General features: G+C 71.9%; 13 protein-coding genes. 11 read left to right on the top strand and 2 right to left on the bottom strand.

Annotated elements, in window-relative coordinates:
* Nucleotides 1–159: 159 nt before the first annotated feature.
* Nucleotides 160–1,494 carry a 4-aminobutyrate--2-oxoglutarate transaminase gene (gabT, locus tag ACP4E5_RS15165; RefSeq protein ID WP_425828927.1) on the bottom strand — a complete coding sequence of 445 codons (1,335 nt, stop codon included), beginning with the start codon at nt 1,492–1,494 and terminating at the stop codon, nt 160–162.
* Between the two features lie 337 nt (nt 1,495–1,831).
* Between gabT and ACP4E5_RS15160 the strand changes: the two genes are divergently transcribed.
* The 11 genes from ACP4E5_RS15160 to ACP4E5_RS15110 all read left to right on the top strand — a co-directional run bounded on the left by ACP4E5_RS15160 (nt 1,832) and on the right by ACP4E5_RS15110 (nt 18,118).
* Nucleotides 1,832–4,198 (top strand): ATP/GTP-binding protein, encoded by a 2,367-nt coding sequence (locus tag ACP4E5_RS15160; RefSeq protein WP_425828925.1) that lies wholly within the window; start codon nt 1,832–1,834, stop codon nt 4,196–4,198.
* 206 nt (nt 4,199–4,404) lie between these two features.
* Nucleotides 4,405–6,075, top strand: a complete 1,671-nt coding sequence (locus ACP4E5_RS15155) for a PucR family transcriptional regulator (RefSeq protein WP_425828923.1) — start codon at nt 4,405–4,407, stop codon at nt 6,073–6,075.
* Between the two features lie 255 nt (nt 6,076–6,330).
* Nucleotides 6,331–7,773, top strand: a complete 1,443-nt coding sequence (locus ACP4E5_RS15150; RefSeq protein WP_425828921.1) for an aldehyde dehydrogenase family protein — start codon at nt 6,331–6,333, stop codon at nt 7,771–7,773.
* Between the two features lie 199 nt (nt 7,774–7,972).
* Nucleotides 7,973–9,922 (top strand): acyl-CoA dehydrogenase family protein, encoded by a 1,950-nt coding sequence (locus ACP4E5_RS15145; protein WP_425828919.1) that lies wholly within the window; start codon nt 7,973–7,975, stop codon nt 9,920–9,922.
* A 72-nt stretch (nt 9,923–9,994) separates the two neighbouring features.
* Nucleotides 9,995–11,278 (top strand): 1-deoxy-D-xylulose-5-phosphate reductoisomerase, encoded by a 1,284-nt coding sequence (dxr, locus tag ACP4E5_RS15140; RefSeq protein ID WP_425828917.1) that lies wholly within the window; start codon nt 9,995–9,997, stop codon nt 11,276–11,278.
* Nucleotides 11,275–12,576: a M50 family metallopeptidase gene (locus tag ACP4E5_RS15135; RefSeq protein WP_425828915.1), complete on the top strand. Its 1,302-nt coding sequence runs from the start codon at nt 11,275–11,277 to the stop codon at nt 12,574–12,576. Before dxr ends, ACP4E5_RS15135 begins: the two co-directional genes overlap by 4 nt.
* 172 nt (nt 12,577–12,748) lie before the next feature.
* Nucleotides 12,749–13,906 (top strand): flavodoxin-dependent (E)-4-hydroxy-3-methylbut-2-enyl-diphosphate synthase, encoded by a 1,158-nt coding sequence (ispG, locus tag ACP4E5_RS15130; RefSeq protein ID WP_425828913.1) that lies wholly within the window; start codon nt 12,749–12,751, stop codon nt 13,904–13,906.
* Between the two features lie 195 nt (nt 13,907–14,101).
* Entirely contained in the window at nt 14,102–14,950 is an 849-nt protein-coding gene (locus ACP4E5_RS15125) for a GNAT family N-acetyltransferase (RefSeq protein WP_425828911.1), read from the top strand.
* Between the two features lie 46 nt (nt 14,951–14,996).
* Nucleotides 14,997–15,701, top strand: coding sequence for a DUF1684 domain-containing protein (locus ACP4E5_RS15120; RefSeq protein ID WP_425828909.1), 705 nt, complete (start codon nt 14,997–14,999; stop codon nt 15,699–15,701).
* Nucleotides 15,702–15,742: 41 nt separating this feature from the next.
* Nucleotides 15,743–16,309: a GNAT family N-acetyltransferase gene (locus ACP4E5_RS15115; protein ID WP_425828907.1), complete on the top strand. Its 567-nt coding sequence runs from the start codon at nt 15,743–15,745 to the stop codon at nt 16,307–16,309.
* 108 nt (nt 16,310–16,417) lie between these two features.
* Entirely contained in the window at nt 16,418–18,118 is a 1,701-nt protein-coding gene (locus tag ACP4E5_RS15110) for a proline--tRNA ligase (protein WP_425828905.1), read from the top strand.
* A 103-nt stretch (nt 18,119–18,221) separates the two neighbouring features.
* Here ACP4E5_RS15110 and ACP4E5_RS15105 read toward each other — a convergent pair whose 3' ends face one another.
* Nucleotides 18,222–19,124, bottom strand: a complete 903-nt coding sequence (locus tag ACP4E5_RS15105; RefSeq protein ID WP_425841348.1) for an aminoglycoside phosphotransferase family protein — start codon at nt 19,122–19,124, stop codon at nt 18,222–18,224.
* Between the last annotated feature and the right edge of the window lie 40 nt (nt 19,125–19,164).

Here is a 19,164-nt window from a genome sequence, read left to right as displayed (position 1 = left end):
GGCCGAGAGTGCGACAGCCGGTTGGGCAACATCCCATCGGCCTCGCACACCTTCTTCACACGGCCCGACCGTCGTCGCAGGTCACGGACGTGCCGTGGCCCGCGCCGTCACGATCGGGCGGTGTGGCTCCTGTTACCGGAGCGACGTCCTGGGAGCAGCTCAGAGCGCGGCGAACGCGTTCTCGATGATGTCGAGGCCCTCGTTCAGGAGGTCCTGGCCGATGACGAGCGGCGGCAGGAAGCGCAGCACGTTGCCGTAGGTGCCACAGGTGAGGACGAGGAGGCCCTCGGCGTGGCAGGCCTTGGCGAGGGCGGCGGTGGCCTCCGGGGCCGGCTCCTTGGTGGCGGGGTCCTTCACGAGCTCGACGGCGATCATGCCGCCGCGGCCGCGGATGTCGCCGATGACAGGGAACTTCTCCTGCATCGCCGACAGTCGCGACTTCATCGTCGTCTCGATCTCCTTCGCCTTGGCGTTGAGGTCGAGCTCCTTCATCGTCTCGATGGCGCCGAGCGCACCGGCGCAGGCCACCGGGTTGCCGCCGTAGGTGCCGCCGAGGCCGCCCGCGTGCGCGGCGTCCATGATCTCCGCCTTGCCGGTCACCGCGGCGAGCGGGAGGCCGCCGGCGATGCCCTTGGCGGTCGTGATCAGGTCCGGGACGATGCCCTCGTCCTCGCACGCGAACCACTGTCCCGTACGGCAGAAGCCGGACTGGATCTCGTCCGCGACGAAGACGATGCCGTTGTCGGCGGCGTACTGGCGGATCGCCGGGAGGAAGCCCTTGGCCGGCTCGATGAAGCCGCCCTCGCCGAGCACCGGCTCGATGATGATCGCGGCGACGTTGTCCGCGCCGACCTGCTTCGAGATCTGGTCGATGGCCTGCTTGGCGGCCTCCGGACCGGCGTTCTCCTCGCCGGTCGGCCAGCGGTAGCCGTACGCGAGCGGGGCGCGGTAGACCTCGGGGGCGAACGGGCCGAAGCCGTGCTTGTACGGCATGTTCTTCGCGGTCAGCGCCATCGTCAGGTTCGTACGGCCGTGGTAGCCGTGGTCGAAGACGACGACCGCCTGGCGCTTGGTGTAGGCGCGGGCGATCTTGACGGCGTTCTCGACGGCCTCGGCGCCCGAGTTGAACAGGGCCGACTTCTTGGCGTGGTCGCCCGGCGTCAGCTCCGCGAGGGCCTCGGCGACCGCGACGTAGCTCTCGTACGGCGTGACCATGAAGCAGGTGTGGGTGAAGTCCTGCAGCTGGGCGGAGGCGCGGCGGACCACGGCCTCGGCGGAGGCGCCGACGGAGGTCACGGCGATGCCGGAACCGAAGTCGATGAGGCGGTTGCCGTCGACGTCCTCGATGATGCCGCGGTCGACCTTGGCGGTGAACACCGGCAGCGTGGAGCCCACGCCGGCGGCGACGACCGCGGTGCGGCGGGCCTGCAGCTCCTGCGACTTCGGGCCGGGGATGGCGGTGACGACGCGGCGCTCCTGCGGGATGTCGCTCATGCGGGGCTCCTTATTTCTTGTGGGCCGGATCCGGCTCCCGGGTTCGATGTCGAGGTCGATGCCGCCGGGGCTGTTTTCGGGGGTTTCTCGCAGGTTAGGGGCGGGGGAGCGGAGCGGTCATGCTCCATCGGGGCAGGGTCGGCGGAGCGTGTTGTCCGTCTTGGACAGGTGTGGATCGGGCGCGGCCCCCGGACCGGACGGGCGCGCGCGCCGCGACGGGACCCGGCCACGGGGCGCGTAAGCGGTGAACTCCCCAGGTGCGGGCATTAGATTGAGGCGCGATCGACGCACACGGCACGAACGGACCGGCAGGTCGGGCAGGTCAGGGGGCTACGCCATGGACAGCGACAGCGGGATGCGGGAGACGCACGGGGCAGGAGGCGATCGGCGGGCCGCCGCGCCCGTGCCGCGTCCCGCGCGGCCGCCCCGCCCCGCCGCCCCGCCGATGCCCCGGCAGGCGCCCCCCGCGGCCCGCGGCTCGGTGGCCGAGTGGCTCGCCGCGCGCCGCCCCAAGGCCCAGCCGGGCGTGTGGCGGTACGAGTACGAGCCCCGGCCGCCCGAGCGGGACACGACCGCGATCGGGCGCAAGCTGCTCGTGTGGATGGCGATCTCCTTCCTCGTCGGCGTCCTGCTGTGGAGCCTGTGGCGGCGCGGCACGCTCCCGTACCAGTGGGCCCCGCTCAAGATCTTCACGCCGGACGGCTGGTGGTGGCCCGGCACGACCTCGCCCCGCGACCCGAAGGCGTACGACGCACTCGTCGTCTACGAAGGCGCGGCATTCGCCCTGCTCGTCTTCCTGGTGGGGCGGTTCGGGGCCTGGGCGGAGGGGATCCGGCACTTCGTCGTCCGCCGCCCGCAGCCCGCCCGCGCCCTCGTGGCCTCGGTCGCCGCCGTGTGCGTGCTCGTCTTCGTATGGCCGGACGCGCTGGGCCTCGACTGGCGGCCGCTGCCCATCGCCGACCCGATCCTCTCCCTCGTCGTCCTCGTCACCGGCGGCTACGGCTTCTTCCAGGTCCCGGTCCTCGCCTACCTCCTGTACGCCCTGATCACGGCGGGGGTCCTCTACCCGTTCGCCCGGCTCGGCGGCTGGCTCGACGTCTGGTCCGCACGCCGCAAGAAGGATCCGCGCAGGACGCCGCCCCGTCCCGCCGCGCCGCCCGCGCACGCGTCCTGGCCGCAGCTGCGCGAGGCGGGCCAGGACCAGGCCGCCGACGTGCTCAGCGCCGAGGTGGCGGGCGGCCGCATGAACGACGTCGACTGTGCCCGCGTCACCCACGCCTGGCGGCACACCGCCGACCCGGCCGCCTTCGCCAAGACCGTGCTCAAGCAGGGCGCGGGAGCCTGGGCGCACCCCTCGGGGCAGCGCGACCTGCCGACCCGCGCGGCGGCGCACGACCTGCTCGTCGGCCAGGTCCGGATCGGCTCCTACGCGCGCGACGAGCGCAATCCGTACGCGCTGCGGGGCGCGGGCGTGGCCCTCGACCCGGGCCTGCTCGGCACCTCGCTCCTCGCCGTCGGCCCGCCCGGCGCGGGAAAGACGGCGGGTGTCGTACGCCCCGTCGTCGAGTCCCTGGCGCTCCAGGCGCTCACCGGGCAGTGCGCCGTCCTCGCGGTCTGCGCGGAGGGCACCCCGCTCGGCCCCGACGACGCGTACGACGTCGTGGTCAGGCCGGGCGACCGGGCGTCGGTGCACGACCTCGACCTGTACGCGGACGCCACCGACGCGGACGAGGCGGCGGGCTTCCTCGCGGAGGGTCTGATCGGCGACCTGGAGGCGGTCGACACCCGACGCGCCGCCACCGCGCTCGCCCAGCTCCTCGGCCCCTACCGCGAGGCGCACGGCCTGTTCCCCACGGTGCCGGTGCTGCGCGAACTCCTTGAGGGTGAGCCGGAGGCCTTCGCCGACCTCAAGGGGCGCCTGCTCGCGGACTCCCCGATGCGCCGCGAACTCGACGCACGGCGGCGCCAGTTGGGCTCCGCAAGCGACCCGGGCCCGATGCTCGCCGACCGCCTCGCGCTCCTGGACCGCCCGATCTTCTCCGGCTTCTTCGACCCGGCCGCCGCCCGCCCGTTCTCCGTACGGGCCCTCGCGCACCACCCGCTGCGGGTCCGCGTCGACCTGCCCGAGCAGGGCCACGAAGAGGCGTCCCGACTGCTCGCCCGGCTCCTGCTCGCCCAGTTCACCTCCGTCGTACGAGGCCGGGCGGGGCGCTCCCACTTCGCGTGCCTGGTCCTCGACGACGCGGCGCGCACCGTCACCGCCGAGACCGTCCGCGGCATCCAGCGGCTGCGGTCCGCGCACGCCGGAGTGGTGCTCGGCCTGCGCACCATCGGCGAGGTCGCCGAGCCGCTTCAGGGCCCGCTGTACGCGGCGGTCGGCTGCCGCATGGCGTTCTCCGGGGTCACGACGTGGGACGGCCGGCGGTTCGCCGAGGCCTGGGGCACGGAGTGGGTGGAGACCGAGGAGGTCGCGCAGCACGCGGTGTTCGCGCAGCAGCCGCTGACCCGCGCCCTGCACAAGGCGCGCCAGATGGTGACCGGGAAGGCCGTCACGACGGACGCCGTCACCGTCCGCAGGGTGGAGCGCGAGCGGTGGTCGGCCTCCGACCTGGCGCACGCGGTGCCGCCGGGGCACGCGGTGCTCTCGCTCACCACTGTGCGCGGTGAGCATGCTCCGCCCCTGCTCGTGGACCTGCGGGGCTGAAAAGCGGCGGAAAAGCGTCTGAAGGTTGACTGAGCTTTCAGGGGGCCGGGCCCCAGGAGTACGTACGGTGAGGCAGAATCGGCACTGGTCGTTCATACGGACCGGCCAAAAGCTTCACAGGATCCCCGAAACCCGATCCCGAGAGCCGATCGCCGAGTACGACCAGTCGACCCCCGTACGCCCCCGCTGACCCGAAGGCCTGGCCCATGCCGCCCACGCTCGCCTCGCTCGTCCACCACTCGGCGCTCAAGCTCGGCGTGCGCGCGGGCGAGCAGCACCTGGACACGCCGGTTCGCTGGGCGCACGTGAGCGAACTCGCCGACCCCGTCCCGTACATGGAGGGCGGCGAGCTCCTCCTGTTCACCGCGCTCAAGCTGGACGCCGAGGACCCCGACGCCATGAGCCGCTACGTGAAGCGGCTCGTCGACGCGGGCGTCGTCGGCCTCGGCTTCGCCGTCGGCGTCAACTACGACGACGTCCCCGAGGCCCTGGTGAAGGCGGCGCAGGACGAAGGTCTCCCGCTGCTCGCGGTGCCGCCCCGCACGCCGTTCATCGCCATCAGCAAGGCCGTCTCGGCGGCGATCGCCGCCGAGCAGTACAAGGCCGTCACCTCCGGGTTCGCCGCCCAGCGCGAACTCACCAAGCAGGCGCTGGGCAGCGGCCCCGAAGGCGTGCTCGCGGTGCTCGCCGCGCAGGTCGACGGGTGGGCCGCCCTGTACGACGCGTCGGGCGCCGTCGTCGCCACCGCTCCGGACTGGGCGGGCCGCCGCGCCGCCCGGCTGACCGGCGACGTCGAGCGGCTGCGCGATCGGCCCGCGCCGGCCAGCGCGGTGGTGGAGAGCGGCTCCGACGACCGGGTCGAACTGCACTCCATCGGCACGGGGCGGCGGCCCCGCGCGGCGCTCGCGGTGGGCACGGCCGCGACCCTCGGCACGGCCGAGCGCTACGCCCTGCACTCGGCGATCGCCCTGCTGACCCTCACCACCGAACGCTCCCGGGCGCTGTACGCGGCCGAGCAGCGGATCGGCTCGGCCGTCCTGCGGATGCTGCTCGCGGGGGAGCCCGACCACGCGCGGGCCGTCGCGGGCGACCTGTACGGGGCGCTGCTCGACGCGCCGTTCCGGATGGTGATCGCGGACGCCGCGGCGCCGCCGAAGAACGGGACGGCGCGGCCGGCGGCGGCGCCGTCGAGCGGGACGGCGGCGTTGCTGGCCGAGGCGGTGACCGGGTCCCGGGAGCAGGGGGCGGGGCCGCTCCCCGTCCTCGCCGACGTCGTGGAGTCCGCGGCGGCGCGCTCCGGGGAGGCGCTGCTCGTCGTCCCCGACGGGGAGCGCCTCGTACTGCTCGCCGTCGACGGCGGGGCGGCGGCGGAGGCCTGCCTCCAGTACGCGGAGGCGCTGGAGTCGACGCGCGGCGAAGGCTCTTCCTCGTCGTCATCCTCGTCCTCGTCCGGTGACGAACTGGTCATCGGCTTCTCGGCGCCGGCCGGGCCGATCGCGGCGGTCTCCGCGTACAAGCAGGCCGAGCAGGCGCTCTCCGTCGCCCGCAGGCGCGGCCGCATCCTCGTCGAGCACGAGGACGTCGCGGCGGGCTCGGTTCTGCCGTTGCTGGGGGACGACGCGGTCCGGGCGTTCGCGGACGGCCTCCTGCGGGCGCTGCGCGACCATGACGCGACGGGCCGGGGCGACCTGGTGGCCTCGCTGCGGGCGTGGCTCTCCCGTCACGGCCAGTGGGACGCGGCGGCGGCGGATCTGGGCGTCCACCGCCATACGCTCCGCTATCGGATGCGGCGGGTCGAGGAGATTCTCGGCCGCTCTCTGGACGACCCGGACGTCCGCATGGAGCTGTGGTTGGCCCTGAAGGCGACGGGGGCGTAACGGCCGGGGCTCCGCCCCGGACCCCGCGCCTCAATCGCCGGCGGGGCTTGATTTGGGTAGCCCGATTCAAGCCCCTGCGGCGATTGAGCAGCGGGGTCCGGGGCAGAGCCCCGGGGGCCGCAACGCCGTCATGGTGCTCCAATTCGGCGAACGTGCACCCACGACTACGCCACACCGGCCAAAACGTGTGGCCGCACCCCCGCCCTACCGTGGTCACACCCACCGCAACATCCACGGAGAGGCCGGTACACACCCATGACCACCCACGCCTTCTGGCTCGCCGGCCGCCAGGCCACCGGTGACACGACGTTCGACGTCCACAACTCCTACGACGGCCACCTCGTCGGCACCGTCGCCGAGCCCACCGAGGCCCAGGTGGAGGAGGCCGTCGCCGCCGCCCACGCCGTGGTCGACGAGTTCGCCGCGACCCCCGCCCACGTACGGGCCAAGGCCCTGAACCACGTGGCCGACCGCCTGATCGAGCGCACCGAGGAGATCGCCCGGCTGATCTCCGCGGAGAACGGCAAGCCGATCAAGTGGGCCCGCGGCGAGGTCGGCCGCGCCGTCTCCGTGTTCCGCTTCTCCGCCGAGGAGGCCCGCCGCTGGAACAGCGGCGAGGCCCAGCGCCTCGACACCGACGCGGGCGGCACAGGCCGCATGGCGATCACCCGCCGCATCCCCAAGGGCGTCGTCCTCGGCATCGCCCCGTTCAACTTCCCGCTGAACCTGAGCGCCCACAAGGTCGCCCCGGCCATCGCGGTCGGCGCGCCCATCATCCTCAAGCCGGCGCCCGCCACCCCGATCTCGTCCCTCATCCTCGGCGAGCTGCTCGCGGAGACGGACCTCCCGGCCGGCTCCTGGTCGGTGCTCACGGTCCCCAACGACCGCATGCCCGCCCTCGTACAGGACGAGCGCCTGCCCGTCATCTCCTTCACGGGCTCAGGCCCGGTCGGCTACGCGATCATGGACAGCGTGCCGCGCAAGCACTGCACCCTGGAGCTCGGCGGCAACGGCGCGGCGGTCGTTCTCGCCGACTACGCCTCCGAGGCGGACCTGGACTGGGCGGCGAGCCGCATCGCCACCTTCTCCAACTACCAGGGCGGCCAGTCCTGCATCTCGGTGCAGCGCGTCATCGCCGACGCCGCCGTGTACGACCGGCTGCTGCCGAAGATCGTCGCGGCCGTCGAGGCGCAGGTCACCGGCGACCCGGCGGACGACGCCACCGACGTCGGCCCGCTGGTCAGCGAGGACGCCGCGAAGCGCGTCGAGTCGTGGGTCGACGAGGCCGTGAGCGCGGGCGCGAAGCTCCTCGCGGGCGGCAAGCGCGAGGGCGCCACCTACGCGCCGACCGTCCTCGCCGAGGTCCCGGCCGACGTCACGATCTCCTGCGAGGAGGTCTTCGGCCCGGTCCTCACGGTGAAGAAGGTGGACGGCGAGGCCGAGGCCTTCGCCGCCGTCAACGACTCCAAGTACGGCCTCCAGGCGGGCGTGTTCACCCACGACCTCCAGACCGCGTTCCGCGCCCACCGCGCGCTCGAGGTCGGCGGCGTGGTCATCGGCGACGCCCCGTCCTACCGCGCCGACCAGATGCCGTACGGCGGCGCCAAGCAGTCCGGCGTCGGCCGCGAGGGCGTCAAGTTCGCCATGGACGACTACACGTACGAGCGCGTCCTCGTCCTGACGGGCCTCGCCCTCTAGGACACCCGCGAAGACCCCGGCGCGCGCCTGATCCGCGCGCCGGTCACGACGGCCGGAGCCCACTGTGCGGGGGCTCCGGCCGTCGGCGTTCGGATGCGCGGGGACTGGTCGACATGCCCGTTATCGGGTACATACGATCCAGTAGCACCGGTCGGTAACCAGCCGGGCGGTGGACCCGACGCGCGGCGAGGTGAACCTCATGTCCGCAACATCCCCCGCTCCCCAGCACCGGGCGAAGGTCTCCGAGAAGGAGGCCCGCCAGGTCGCAGAGGCTGCCCGTGAACAGGACTGGCGAAAGCCCAGCTTCGCCAAGGAGCTGTTCCTCGGCCGGTTCAGGCTCGACCTCATCCACCCGCATCCGCTGCCCGCGGACGAGGACGCGCAGCGCGGCGAGGAATTCCTCGCCAAATTGCACGACTTCTGCGAGACGAAGATCGACTCGGCCCGCATCGAACGCGAGTCGAAGATCCCCGACGAGACGATCAACGGGCTCAAGGAGCTCGGCGCGCTCGGCATGAAGATCGACACGAAGTACGGCGGCCTCGGGCTCACGCAGGTCTACTACAACAAGTCGCTCGCCCTGGTCGGTTCGGCCTCGCCCGCCATCGGCGCGCTGCTCTCCGCGCACCAGTCCATCGGCGTACCGCAGCCGCTCAAGCAGTTCGGCACGCAGGAGCAGAAGGACACGTTCCTGCCGCGCTGCGCCCGCACCGACATCTCCGCCTTCCTGCTCACCGAGCCCGACGTCGGCTCCGACCCGGCCCGGCTCGCCACCACCGCCGTGCCCGACGGCGACGAGTACGTCCTCGACGGCGTGAAGCTGTGGACGACGAACGGCGTCGTCGCCGACCTCCTCGTCGTCATGGCGCGCGTACCGAAGTCGGAGGGCCACAAGGGCGGCATCACCGCGTTCGTCGTGGAGGCGGCCTCCGAGGGCATCACCGTCGAGAACCGCAACGCCTTCATGGGCCTGCGCGGCATCGAGAACGGCGTCACGCGCTTCCACCAGGTCCGGGTTCCGGCCGCGAACCGGATCGGCCCCGAGGGCGCGGGCCTCAAGATCGCCCTCACCACCCTCAACACCGGCCGCCTCTCGCTGCCCGCGATGTGCGTCGGCGCGGGCAAGTGGTGCCTCAAGATCGCCCGCGAGTGGTCGGCGGAGCGCGAACAGTGGGGCAGGCCGGTCGCGTTCCACGAGGCCGTCGGCTCGAAGATCTCCTTCATCGCCGCGACCTCCTTCGCCCTGGAGGCCGTGGTCGACCTCTCCTCGCAGATGGCGGACGAGAACCGCAACGACATCCGTATCGAGGCGGCCCTCGCCAAGCTCTACGGCTCCGAGATGGCCTGCCTGATGGCGGACGAGCTCGTCCAGATCCGCGGCGGCCGCGGCTTCGAGACGGCCGAATCCCTCGCCGCCCGCGGCGAACGCGCCGTCCCCGCCGAGCAGATCCTGCGCGATCTGCGCATCAACCGCATCTTCGAGGGCTCGACCGAGATCATGCACCTGCTGATCGCCCGGGAGGCCGTCGACGCCCACCTGTCGGTCGCCGGCGACCTCATCGACCCCGACAAGTCGCTTACGGACAAGGCGAAAGCGGGCGCGAAAGCGGGCGGCTTCTACGCCAAGTGGCTCCCGAAGCTGGTCGCGGGCCCCGGCCAACTCCCGCGTACGTACGCCGAGTTCCACCCGAAGGGCCACCCGGACTTGTCGGGACACCTCCGCTTCGTCGAACGCTCGGCCCGCAAACTCGCCCGCTCCACCTTCTACGCCATGTCCCGCTGGCAGGGCCGCATGGAGACGAAGCAGGGCTTCCTCGGCCGCATCGTCGACATCGGCGCCGAACTCTTCGCCATGAGCGCCGCCTGCGTACGCGCCGAACTCCTGCGCTCCACGGAGGCGTACGGCCGCGAGGCCTACCAGCTCGCCGACGCCTTCTGCCGCCAGTCCCGGATCCGCGTCGACGAGCTCTTCGACCGGCTGTGGACCAACACCGACGACCTGGACCGCAAGGTCGTCAAGGGCGTCATCGGCGGTACGTACACCTGGCTGGAGCAGGGCGTCGTCGACCCCAGCGGCGACGGCCCGTGGATCGCGGACGCGACGCCGGGGCCGAGCAAACGGGAGAACGTGCACCGTCCGATCCGCTGATGCGGGACCCAGAAGGCGCCAAGGTGGCCATCCCGTGTCGGACACACAGGGAGTTCACGCAAGAATGGGGGGATGAGCGACAGCCCATCCCCCCTCGCGGACCCGCATCTCGTCTTCGACCCGGCCCCGGCCGACGCCCCTCGCGACGTCGCCGTCCTGGGCTCCACGGGCTCCATCGGCACGCAGGCCGTCGACCTCGTCCTGCGCAATCCCGACCGGTTCCGCGTCACCGCGCTCAGCGCCGCGGGCGGCCGCGTCGAACTGCTCGCCGAGCAGGCGCGGCAGCTGCGCGTGCGCACGGTCGCCGTGGCCCGCGAGGACGTCGTGCCCGCGCTGCGCGAGGCGCTGGCCGCGCAGTACGGGGCGGGGGAGAAGCTCCCCGAGATCCTCGCGGGGCCGGACGCCGCCACCGAGATCGCGGGCCGCGGCGACTGCCACACCGTCCTGAACGGCATCACCGGCTCCATCGGCCTGGCCCCGACGCTCGCCGCCCTCGAAGCGGGCCGCACCCTCGCGCTCGCCAACAAGGAGTCGCTCATCGTCGGCGGCCCGATCGTCAAGCGCCTCGCGAAGCCCGGCCAGATCGTCCCGGTCGACTCCGAGCACGCGGCGCTCTTCCAGGCCCTCGCCGGCGGCACCCGCGCCGACGTCCGCAAGCTCGTCGTCACCGCCTCCGGCGGCCCGTTCCGCGGCCGTACGAAGGCGGACCTGGCGAACGTCACCGTCGAGGACGCGCTCGCGCACCCGACCTGGGCGATGGGCCCGGTCATCACCATCAACTCCTCGACCCTGGTCAACAAGGGGCTCGAGGTCATCGAGGCGCACCTGCTGTACGACATCCCCTTCGACCGCATCGAGGTCGTCGTGCACCCGCAGTCCTACGTGCACTCCATGGTCGAGTTCGTCGACGGCTCGACGCTCGCCCAGGCCACCCCGCCCGACATGCGCGGCCCCATCGCGCTCGGCATCGGCTGGCCCGAGCGGATCCCCGACGCGGCGCCCGCCTTCGACTGGACGAAGGCCTCCAGCTGGGAGTTCTTCCCGCTCGACAACGACGCGTTCCCCGCGGTCGGGCTCGCCCGACATGTGGGGGAGCTCGCGGGCACGGCCCCGGCGGTGTTCAATGCCGCCAACGAGGAGTGCGTGGACGCGTTCTTGAAGGGCGCCCTGCCGTACAACGGGATCATGGAAACCGTGACGAAGGTCGTCGAGGACTGCACCGCTGAGAGGCGTGGCACATCCGGAACGGGAACTTCGCTCACTGTCGCGGACGTCCTCGAAGCGGAGACCTGGGCGCGCGCCCGGGCCCGTGAACTGACCGCAACGGACAAGGCAGCCGCGGAGGCTCGTGCATGACGACCTTGATGATGATCCTCGGCGTAGTCATCTTCGCGGTGGGCCTGCTCATCTCCATCGCCTGGCACGAGCTGGGCCACCTGTCGACGGCGAAGCTCTTCGGCATCCGCGTACCCCAGTACATGGTCGGCTTCGGCCCCACGGTCTTCTCGCGGAAGAAGGGCGACACCGAGTACGGCGTCAAGGCCATCCCGCTCGGCGGCTACATCCGCATGATCGGCATGTTCCCGCCCGGCGCCGACGGCAGGATCGAGTCCCGCTCGACCTCCCCGTTCCGCTCCATGGTGGAGGACGCGCGCGCCGCGGCCTTCGAGGAGCTGCAGCCCGGTGACGAGACCCGGCTCTTCTACACGCGCAAGCCGTGGAAGCGCGTCATCGTCATGTTCGCCGGACCCTTCATGAACCTGATCCTCGCGATCGGCCTGTTCCTGACGGTCCTGATGGGCTTCGGCATCACCCAGCAGACGAACGTCGTCTCGTCCGTCTCCTCCTGCGTCATCCAGGCCAGCGCCAACCGCGACAACTGCAAGGCCTCCGACCCGGAGTCCCCGGCGAAGGCCGCGGGCCTGCAGCCGAAGGACAAGATCGTGTCCTTCAACGGGGTCGCGACGGACGAGTGGAACGCGCTGTCCGACGAGATCCGCAAGAGCGCGGGCGACACGGTCCCGATCGTCGTCGAACGCGACGGCCACCAGCAGACGCTCACCGCGAAGATCGCCACGAACCAGGTGCCGAAGAAGGACGCCAGCGGCCAGATCACCGACGGCTACGTCAACGCGGGCTTCCTCGGCTTCACCGCCGCCACCGGCGTCGTACGCCAGGACTTCGGCGACTCCGTGTCGTGGATGACCGACCGGGTCGGCGACGCGGTGGACTCCATCGTCGCGCTGCCCGCGAAGATCCCCGCCCTGTGGGACGCGGCGTTCGGCGACGGCCCGCGCGAGCAGGACTCGCCGATGGGCGTGGTCGGCGCGGCCCGGGTCGGCGGCGAGATCTTCACCATGGACATCCCGGCGACACAGCAGCTGGCGATGGCCTTGATGCTGGTCGCGGGCTTCAACCTCTCCCTCTTCCTGTTCAACATGCTGCCGCTGCTGCCGCTCGACGGCGGGCACATCGCGGGCGCCCTGTGGGAGGCCCTGCGTAGGAACCTGGCGAAGGTGTTCCGCCGCCCGGATCCGGGCCCCTTCGACGTGGCGAAGCTCATGCCGGTGGCGTACGTGGTGGCCGGGGTCTTCGTCTGCTTCACGATCCTCGTGCTGATCGCGGACGTGGTGAACCCGGTGAAAATCTCCTGATCAGACGCCGGACACACGCCCGTCGTCCGCTGTTCGGAACTGCCCGGCACCCTGAGTGCCGGGCAGTCCCTCTTTATGAGGGTTTGAGGGGGCGCGATGTGCTCGTGCACGCGCCGGTGACGTAATCTCGGAAGCCTCTGGACTCGATCCACACCTTGGGGTTGCACAGCAGATGACTGCGATTTCTCTCGGCATTCCGGATGTACCGGCCAAGCTTGCCGAGCGGCGCAAGAGCCGCCAGATCCAGGTCGGCACCGTGGCGGTCGGCGGGGATGCCCCGGTGTCCGTCCAGTCGATGACGACGACGCGTACGTCCGACATCGGCGCCACGCTCCAGCAGATCGCCGAGCTGACCGCCTCCGGCTGCCAGATCGTCCGTGTGGCCTGCCCCACGCAGGACGACGCCGACGCGCTGCCCGTCATCGCCCGGAAGTCGCAGATCCCGGTCATCGCGGACATCCACTTCCAGCCGAAGTACGTCTTCGCGGCCATCGAGGCCGGCTGCGCCGCGGTCCGGGTCAACCCCGGCAACATCAAGCAGTTCGACGACAAGGTCAAGGAGATCGCCCAGGCGGCGAAGGACCACGGCACGCCGATCCGGATCGGCGTGAACGCGGGCTCCCTCGACAAGCGCCTGCTCCAGAAGTACGGCAAGGCGACCCCCGAGGCGCTCGCCGAGTCGGCGCTGTGGGAGGCCTCGCTCTTCGAGGAGCACGGCTTCCGCGACATCAAGATCTCCGTGAAGCACAACGACCCGGTGGTCATGGTCAACGCGTACCGGCAGCTCGCCGCGCAGTGCGACTACCCGCTGCACCTCGGTGTGACCGAGGCGGGCCCGGCGTTCCAGGGCACGATCAAGTCGGCGGTCGCCTTCGGCGCGCTGCTCTCCGAGGGCATCGGCGACACGATCCGCGTCTCGCTGTCCGCCCCGCCGGTCGAGGAGATCAAGGTCGGTAACGCGATCCTGGAGTCCCTCAACCTCAAGCCGCGCCGCCTGGAGATCGTCTCCTGCCCGTCCTGCGGCCGCGCCCAGGTCGACGTCTACAAGCTCGCCGAGGAGGTCACCGCCGGCCTCGAAGGCATGGAGGTCCCGCTGCGCGTGGCCGTCATGGGCTGTGTCGTGAACGGGCCGGGCGAGGCGCGCGAGGCCGACCTCGGTGTCGCTTCCGGCAACGGCAAGGGCCAGATCTTCGTCAAGGGCGAGGTCATCAAGACGGTGCCCGAGTCGAAGATCGTGGAGACGCTGATCGACGAGGCGATGAAGATCGCGGAGCAGATGGAGGCGGACGGCATCCCCTCCGGCGAGCCGTCGGTATCCATCGCCGGCTGACCCCGACCACGCTCCAGGCCCGCTCATCCCGTCCCGGGTGGGCGGGCGCGTTCTTGATGCAGCGGCGTAGCCGCTGCCTTCAGGGGCGCGGCGGGGGCGCCGCGCGAAGGGGGCCGAAACGCCGACCCGACACACCCGCGGAGCGCCAGGTACAGTGCGGAGATCAGTAGCCCATCTGGTGAGGCCCCTCCGCACGTGTTGACACAGACCACCACTCGGGTGCTCGAACCGAGTGACCTCGACGCAGCGCTCGCCGTCCTCGACCGCGAGCCCGTCGCCAACGCCTTCGTCACGGCCCGGGTCAGGGCCGCGGGCCTCGACCCGTGGCGGCTCGGCGGCGAGATGTGGGGCTGGTACGAGGACGGGATGCTGGAGTCCCTGTGCTACGCGGGCGCCAACCTCGTCCCGATCTGCGCGACCGACCGCGCCGTCCGCGGCTTCGCCGACCGCGCCCGGCGCGCGGGTCGCCGATGCTCCTCCATCGTCGGCCCGGCGGAGCCCACCGCCCGCCTGTGGCAGCTCCTCGAACCGGGTTGGGGCCCGGCCCGCGAGATCCGCGCCAACCAGCCGCTGATGGTGACCGACCGGATGCCCACGGACGTCACCCCCGACCCGTACATCCGCCGCGTCCGCAAGGACGAGATGGAAACGATCATGCCGGCGTGCGTGGCGATGTTCACCGAGGAGGTCGGCGTCTCCCCGCTGGCCGGTGACGGCGGCCTGCTGTACCAGGCGCGGGTGGCCGAACTGGTCGGCTCGGGCCGCTCGTTCGCCCGCCTCGACGAGAACGGCAAGGTCGCCTTCAAGGCGGAGATCGGCGCCGCGACCGATCAGGTCTGCCAGATCCAGGGCGTGTGGGTGGCCCCCGAGTACCGGGGCCTCGGCCTCGCCGCCCCCGGCATGGCCGCGGTGCTGCGCTACGCCCTCGCCGACGTCGCCCCCGTGGTCAGCCTCTACGTCAACGACTTCAACACCCCGGCCCGCGCCGCGTACCGGCGCGTGGGATTCGAAGAGGTCGGGGCGTTCATGAGCGTGCTGTTCTAGAAAATCCCGTTTTAGCTCAAGTTTCACTGAATGTAGGTGCCTCACGATGTCTGCTCCCGGTTCCGGCATGGCCGCCTGGCAGGAATGGCGTGCCGACCGGCACCGCTCCCTGACCGCCCCCACCGGCAACCTCGCCCTCGTCGAGACCCGCTGGCTCCCGGCCGGCGAGACCCCCGACCTCGACGCGGCCCGTGCGGGGCAGCCCGGCACCGTCACCGTGACGGCCCTGGAGCGCACCGACATGGTCACCGGCGCCCCCGAGCACGGCCTGCGGTTCTGGGACGCGAACTCCCCGGCGATCCAGGCCTTCGAGCGCGTCGACGCCTTCGCGTACGACCCGTCCTGGGTCCTCGACGCCACGTACACGCCCGTCGAGGGCGCCCGCACCGTCGCCTTCGAGCACCTGCGGGACAACGGCGGCACACGGGAGAAGGTCGTCCCCGGCGACATCGCCCTGACCGTCGACGGCACCGACTACACGCTCTCCGCGTTCGACGACGACGGCACCCTCCTCCTCGTCTTCGGTGACCCCACCAACGGCGACAGCACCTACGGCGCGGGCCGCTTCCTCTTCGTGGAGCACACCGGCGAGGGCCGCGTCCGACTCGACTTCAACCGCGCCTTCGTGCCCCCGTGCGGCTTCTCCGACCAGTACAACTGCCCGATGCCGCCGCTGCAGAACCGCCTTCACCTGCCCGTCGAGGCGGGCGAGAAGCTCCCGGTCTTCCGCGACGACGCCGCGGCCCACTGACGGGGCGGGTGCCGCTCGGCCCGCCGGGGTACCCTCCCCGCATGCCGCACCGGAACCGCACGGACGACCGCGCCGTCACCATCGGCCCCCTGGACCTGCGCAGCCGTGTCGACGAGGCGCTCGCCGTGCAGGCCTACGCGTTCGGGCTCAGCGACGACGAGATCGCCGTCCGCCGCCAGATCGTGCTGCGGCACATCACGTACCCGGGAGCCCGCTCCCTCGGCGCCACCACGGACACCGGGCGGCTCGTCGGCTTCGTCTACGGGATGCCGAACGACCGCACCCACTGGTGGTCCACCGTCGTCGAGCCGTATCTGCGGTCCCGCGACGAGGACCACTGGCTCGACGACTCCTTCGTGATCACGGAGTTGCACGTGCACCCCGGCTACCAGAACCGCGGCATCGGCCGCACGCTCATCACGGCGATCACCGACGGCGCCGGCCAGCCCCGCTCGATCCTCTCCGCGATCGACTTCGACAGCCCGGCCCGCGGCCTCTACCACTCGCTCGGCTACGAGGACCTGGCCCGCCAGGTGCTGTTCCCCAGCGCCCCGCGGCCGTACGCGGTGATGGGCGCGCCACTGCCGCTCAGGCGCACTGTGGGATAACCGATTTCCGGCCGCCCCCGCGGCCCGGCTAACCTCCTGACATCACCCTCCCCCAAGCTCTCAACTACGTTCGAGCAGGGGGCACCCCCTGTCGCAGGAGTAAGAATCATGGCCAAGGTCCAGGTCCAGCGCATGTCCCGGTTGATGGTGAAGACACTGCGCGACGACCCGGCGGACGCCGAAGTCCTCAGCCACAAGCTGCTGGTCCGCGCCGGTTTCGTGCGCCGCACCGCCGCCGGTGTCTGGTCCTGGCTGCCGCTCGGCCGACGGGTCTACGCGAACGTCGAGCGCGTCATCCGCGAGGAGATGGACGCCATCGGCGGCCAGGAGGTCCTGCTGCCCGCGCTCCTGCCCAAGGAGCCGTACGAGGCGACCGGCCGCTGGGAGGAGTACGGCGCCGAGCTGTTCCGCCTCCAGGACCGCAAGGGCGGCGACTACCTGCTCGGCCCGACGCACGAGGAGATCTTCACCCAGCTGGTCAAGGACCAGTGCACGTCCTACAAGGACCTGCCGGTGATCCTCTACCAGATCCAGACCAAGTACCGCGACGAGGCCCGCCCCCGCGCCGGCATCCTGCGCGGCCGCGAGTTCCAGATGAAGGACTCGTACTCCTTCGACCTGACCGACGACGGCCTCGCCGAGTCGTACGGCCTGCACCGCGCCGCGTACCAGCGCATCTTCGAGCGCCTCGGCCTCGACTACCGGATCTGCGCCGCGACCGCGGGCGCCATGGGCGGCTCGAAGTCGGAGGAGTTCCTCGCCCCGGCCGCGGCCGGCGAGGACACCTTCGCGGACTGCCCGGCCTGCGACTACGCCGCGAACACCGAGGCCGTCGGCTTCGCCGTGCGGGCGGTCGACGCGGAGGGCGTGCCCGCCCTGGAGGAGACCCCCACCCCCGACACCCCGACCATCGAGACGCTCGCCGCGTACATGGGCGTCCCGGCGTCGGCCACGCTCAAGAACCTCCTCGTGAAGGTCGACGGCGAGATCGTCGCCGTCGGCGTCCCCGGTGACCGCGAGGTCGACATGGGCAAGGTCGAGGCGCACTTCGCGCCGGCCGCCGTCGAGCTCGTCACCGCCGAGGACTTCGTGGGCCGCGACGACCTCGTACGCGGCTACGTCGGCCCGCAGGGCCTGGAGAAGGTCACGTACATCGCCGACCCGCGGGTCGCCCCCGGCACCGCGTGGATCACCGGCGCCAACAAGGACGGCGTGCACGCGAAGAACGTCGTCGCGGGCCGTGACTTCGAGGTCTCCGAGTACGTCGACGTGGTCGTCGTCCAGGAGGGCGACCCGTGCCCCAACTGCGGCACCGGCCTCAAGCTGGACCGCGCCATCGAGATCGGCCACATCTTCCAGCTCGGCCGCAAGTACGCCGACGCGTTCCAGCTCGACGTCCTCGGCCAGAACGGCAAGCCGGTGCGCGTCACCATGGGCTCGTACGGCATCGGCGTCTCGCGTGCCGTAGCGGCGCTCGCCGAGCAGCACGCCGACGACAAGGGCCTGATCTGGCCGGAGGAGATCGCCCCCGCCGACGTGCATGTGGTCGCCGCCGGCAAGGCCCTCCAGACCGAGCTGGCCCTGGAGGTCTCCGACAAGCTGGCGGCCGCCGGTGTCCGGGTCCTGGTCGACGACCGTCCGGGTATCTCGCCCGGCGTGAAGTTCACCGACTCCGAGCTGATCGGTGTCCCGAAGATCCTGGTCGCGGGCCGCCGCAGCGCCGACGGCGTCGTGGAGCTGAAGGACCGTCGTACCGGCGAGCGCGAGGAGCTCACGGTCGACGAGGCGGTCGCCCGCCTCACGGCGTAGGGCCCCAGGGCGTCGCCCCTCCCGGCTGCATCACATCAAGCCCCTGCGGCGATTGAGCAGCGGGGTCCGGGGCGGAGCCCCGTGACGTCGACCACGGAGCCGGTCACAGCCACCCGGCGAACTCCAGCAGGTTCTCGCCGTCCTGGTGACGCCCCACGCGCAGTGCCCGCGCGCCCGATTCCACGGCGCGGAAGAGGGTCCAGCCGCGCAGGCGTTCCTGGTCGACCTCGAGGGACTCCGCGAGGCGCTTCACGCGGCGGCGGGTGATCGCGGGGCCCGACGGGGAGCCGATGAGGTCCTCCACGCGGTCGCGGACCAGCCGCGCCAGGTCGAAGGCGGTCTCGCCGACGACCGGGTCGGGGCCGACCGCCAGCCACGGCATCCGCTCCCCGGACAGCACCTTGGACTGCCGGAACGTGCCGTGCAGCAACCGGAGTTCGGGCGGCGAGGACACCAGCTCGTCCCGGGTCCCAAGGGCCGCGTCGACCAGCGGCGCCACATCGGGGAACGACTCCACCGTCGCCCGCATCCCGACCGCCTGGCGGCCCGTGCGCTCCGGAACGGTCTCGCAGTTGCGCCCCTCCGGCGGGTCCACCCACAGGCGGCGCAGCGTGCCCGCGGCCTCCAGGAGCGCCTTCGCCTCCGGCAGCGTACGGACGGAGACCTCCGGGTGGAGGCGCTCCAGGAGCAGGGCGCCGTCGTTCACGCCCGGGTCCAGCAGGCGCACCGCGCCGAAGCCGTCCCAGTGCGTCAGCGCCGCGCGCTCCGCCTCCGGGCGGAACCGGTCGGGCGCCAGCTTCAGGATCGCCGGTGAGCCGTCCGCCCTGCGGACGTGGGTGACCAGGCTGCTGCGGCCCCCGGGCACATGCACCCGCTCCACCGTCACCTCGCGCCGCGCCGCCGCCTCGTCGAGCAGCGCGCCGACCCGGCCGAGCCACGCCGACGCCCCGTCGTCACGCACCTCGCCGAGCGCGTTCACAAGACGCGGAGGCGGTTCGAATGCCATGGGCGGGGATGCCATGCGCGGGGATTTCCTTCCCAAGTCT

The sequence above is a fragment of the Streptomyces fractus genome (assembly GCF_049844455.1).
GTDB classification, from domain to species: Bacteria; Actinomycetota; Actinomycetes; order Streptomycetales; family Streptomycetaceae; genus Streptomyces; species Streptomyces fractus.
Note: the sequence above shows the minus strand (reverse complement) of the source record. Positions and strands in the feature narration are given on the sequence as shown.

Bases quoted from the DNA above. Each gene is read 5' to 3' on its own strand.
- ACP4E5_RS15145 (WP_425828919.1), top strand. From the start codon at position 7,973: ATGTCCGCAACATCCCCCGCTCCCCAGCACCGGGCGAAGGTCTCCGAG.
- dxr (WP_425828917.1), top strand. From the start codon at position 9,995: ATGAGCGACAGCCCATCCCCCCTCGCGGACCCGCATCTCGTCTTCGAC.
- ACP4E5_RS15110 (WP_425828905.1), top strand. From the start codon at position 16,418: ATGGCCAAGGTCCAGGTCCAGCGCATGTCCCGGTTGATGGTGAAGACA.
- ACP4E5_RS15105 (WP_425841348.1), bottom strand. From the start codon at position 19,124: ATGGCATTCGAACCGCCTCCGCGTCTTGTGAACGCGCTCGGCGAGGTG.
- gabT (WP_425828927.1), bottom strand. From the start codon at position 1,494: ATGAGCGACATCCCGCAGGAGCGCCGCGTCGTCACCGCCATCCCCGGC.
- ACP4E5_RS15135 (WP_425828915.1), top strand. From the start codon at position 11,275: ATGACGACCTTGATGATGATCCTCGGCGTAGTCATCTTCGCGGTGGGC.
- ACP4E5_RS15120 (WP_425828909.1), top strand. From the start codon at position 14,997: ATGTCTGCTCCCGGTTCCGGCATGGCCGCCTGGCAGGAATGGCGTGCC.
- ACP4E5_RS15150 (WP_425828921.1), top strand. From the start codon at position 6,331: ATGACCACCCACGCCTTCTGGCTCGCCGGCCGCCAGGCCACCGGTGAC.
- ACP4E5_RS15115 (WP_425828907.1), top strand. From the start codon at position 15,743: ATGCCGCACCGGAACCGCACGGACGACCGCGCCGTCACCATCGGCCCC.
- ispG (WP_425828913.1), top strand. From the start codon at position 12,749: ATGACTGCGATTTCTCTCGGCATTCCGGATGTACCGGCCAAGCTTGCC.
- ACP4E5_RS15160 (WP_425828925.1), top strand. From the start codon at position 1,832: ATGGACAGCGACAGCGGGATGCGGGAGACGCACGGGGCAGGAGGCGAT.
- ACP4E5_RS15155 (WP_425828923.1), top strand. From the start codon at position 4,405: ATGCCGCCCACGCTCGCCTCGCTCGTCCACCACTCGGCGCTCAAGCTC.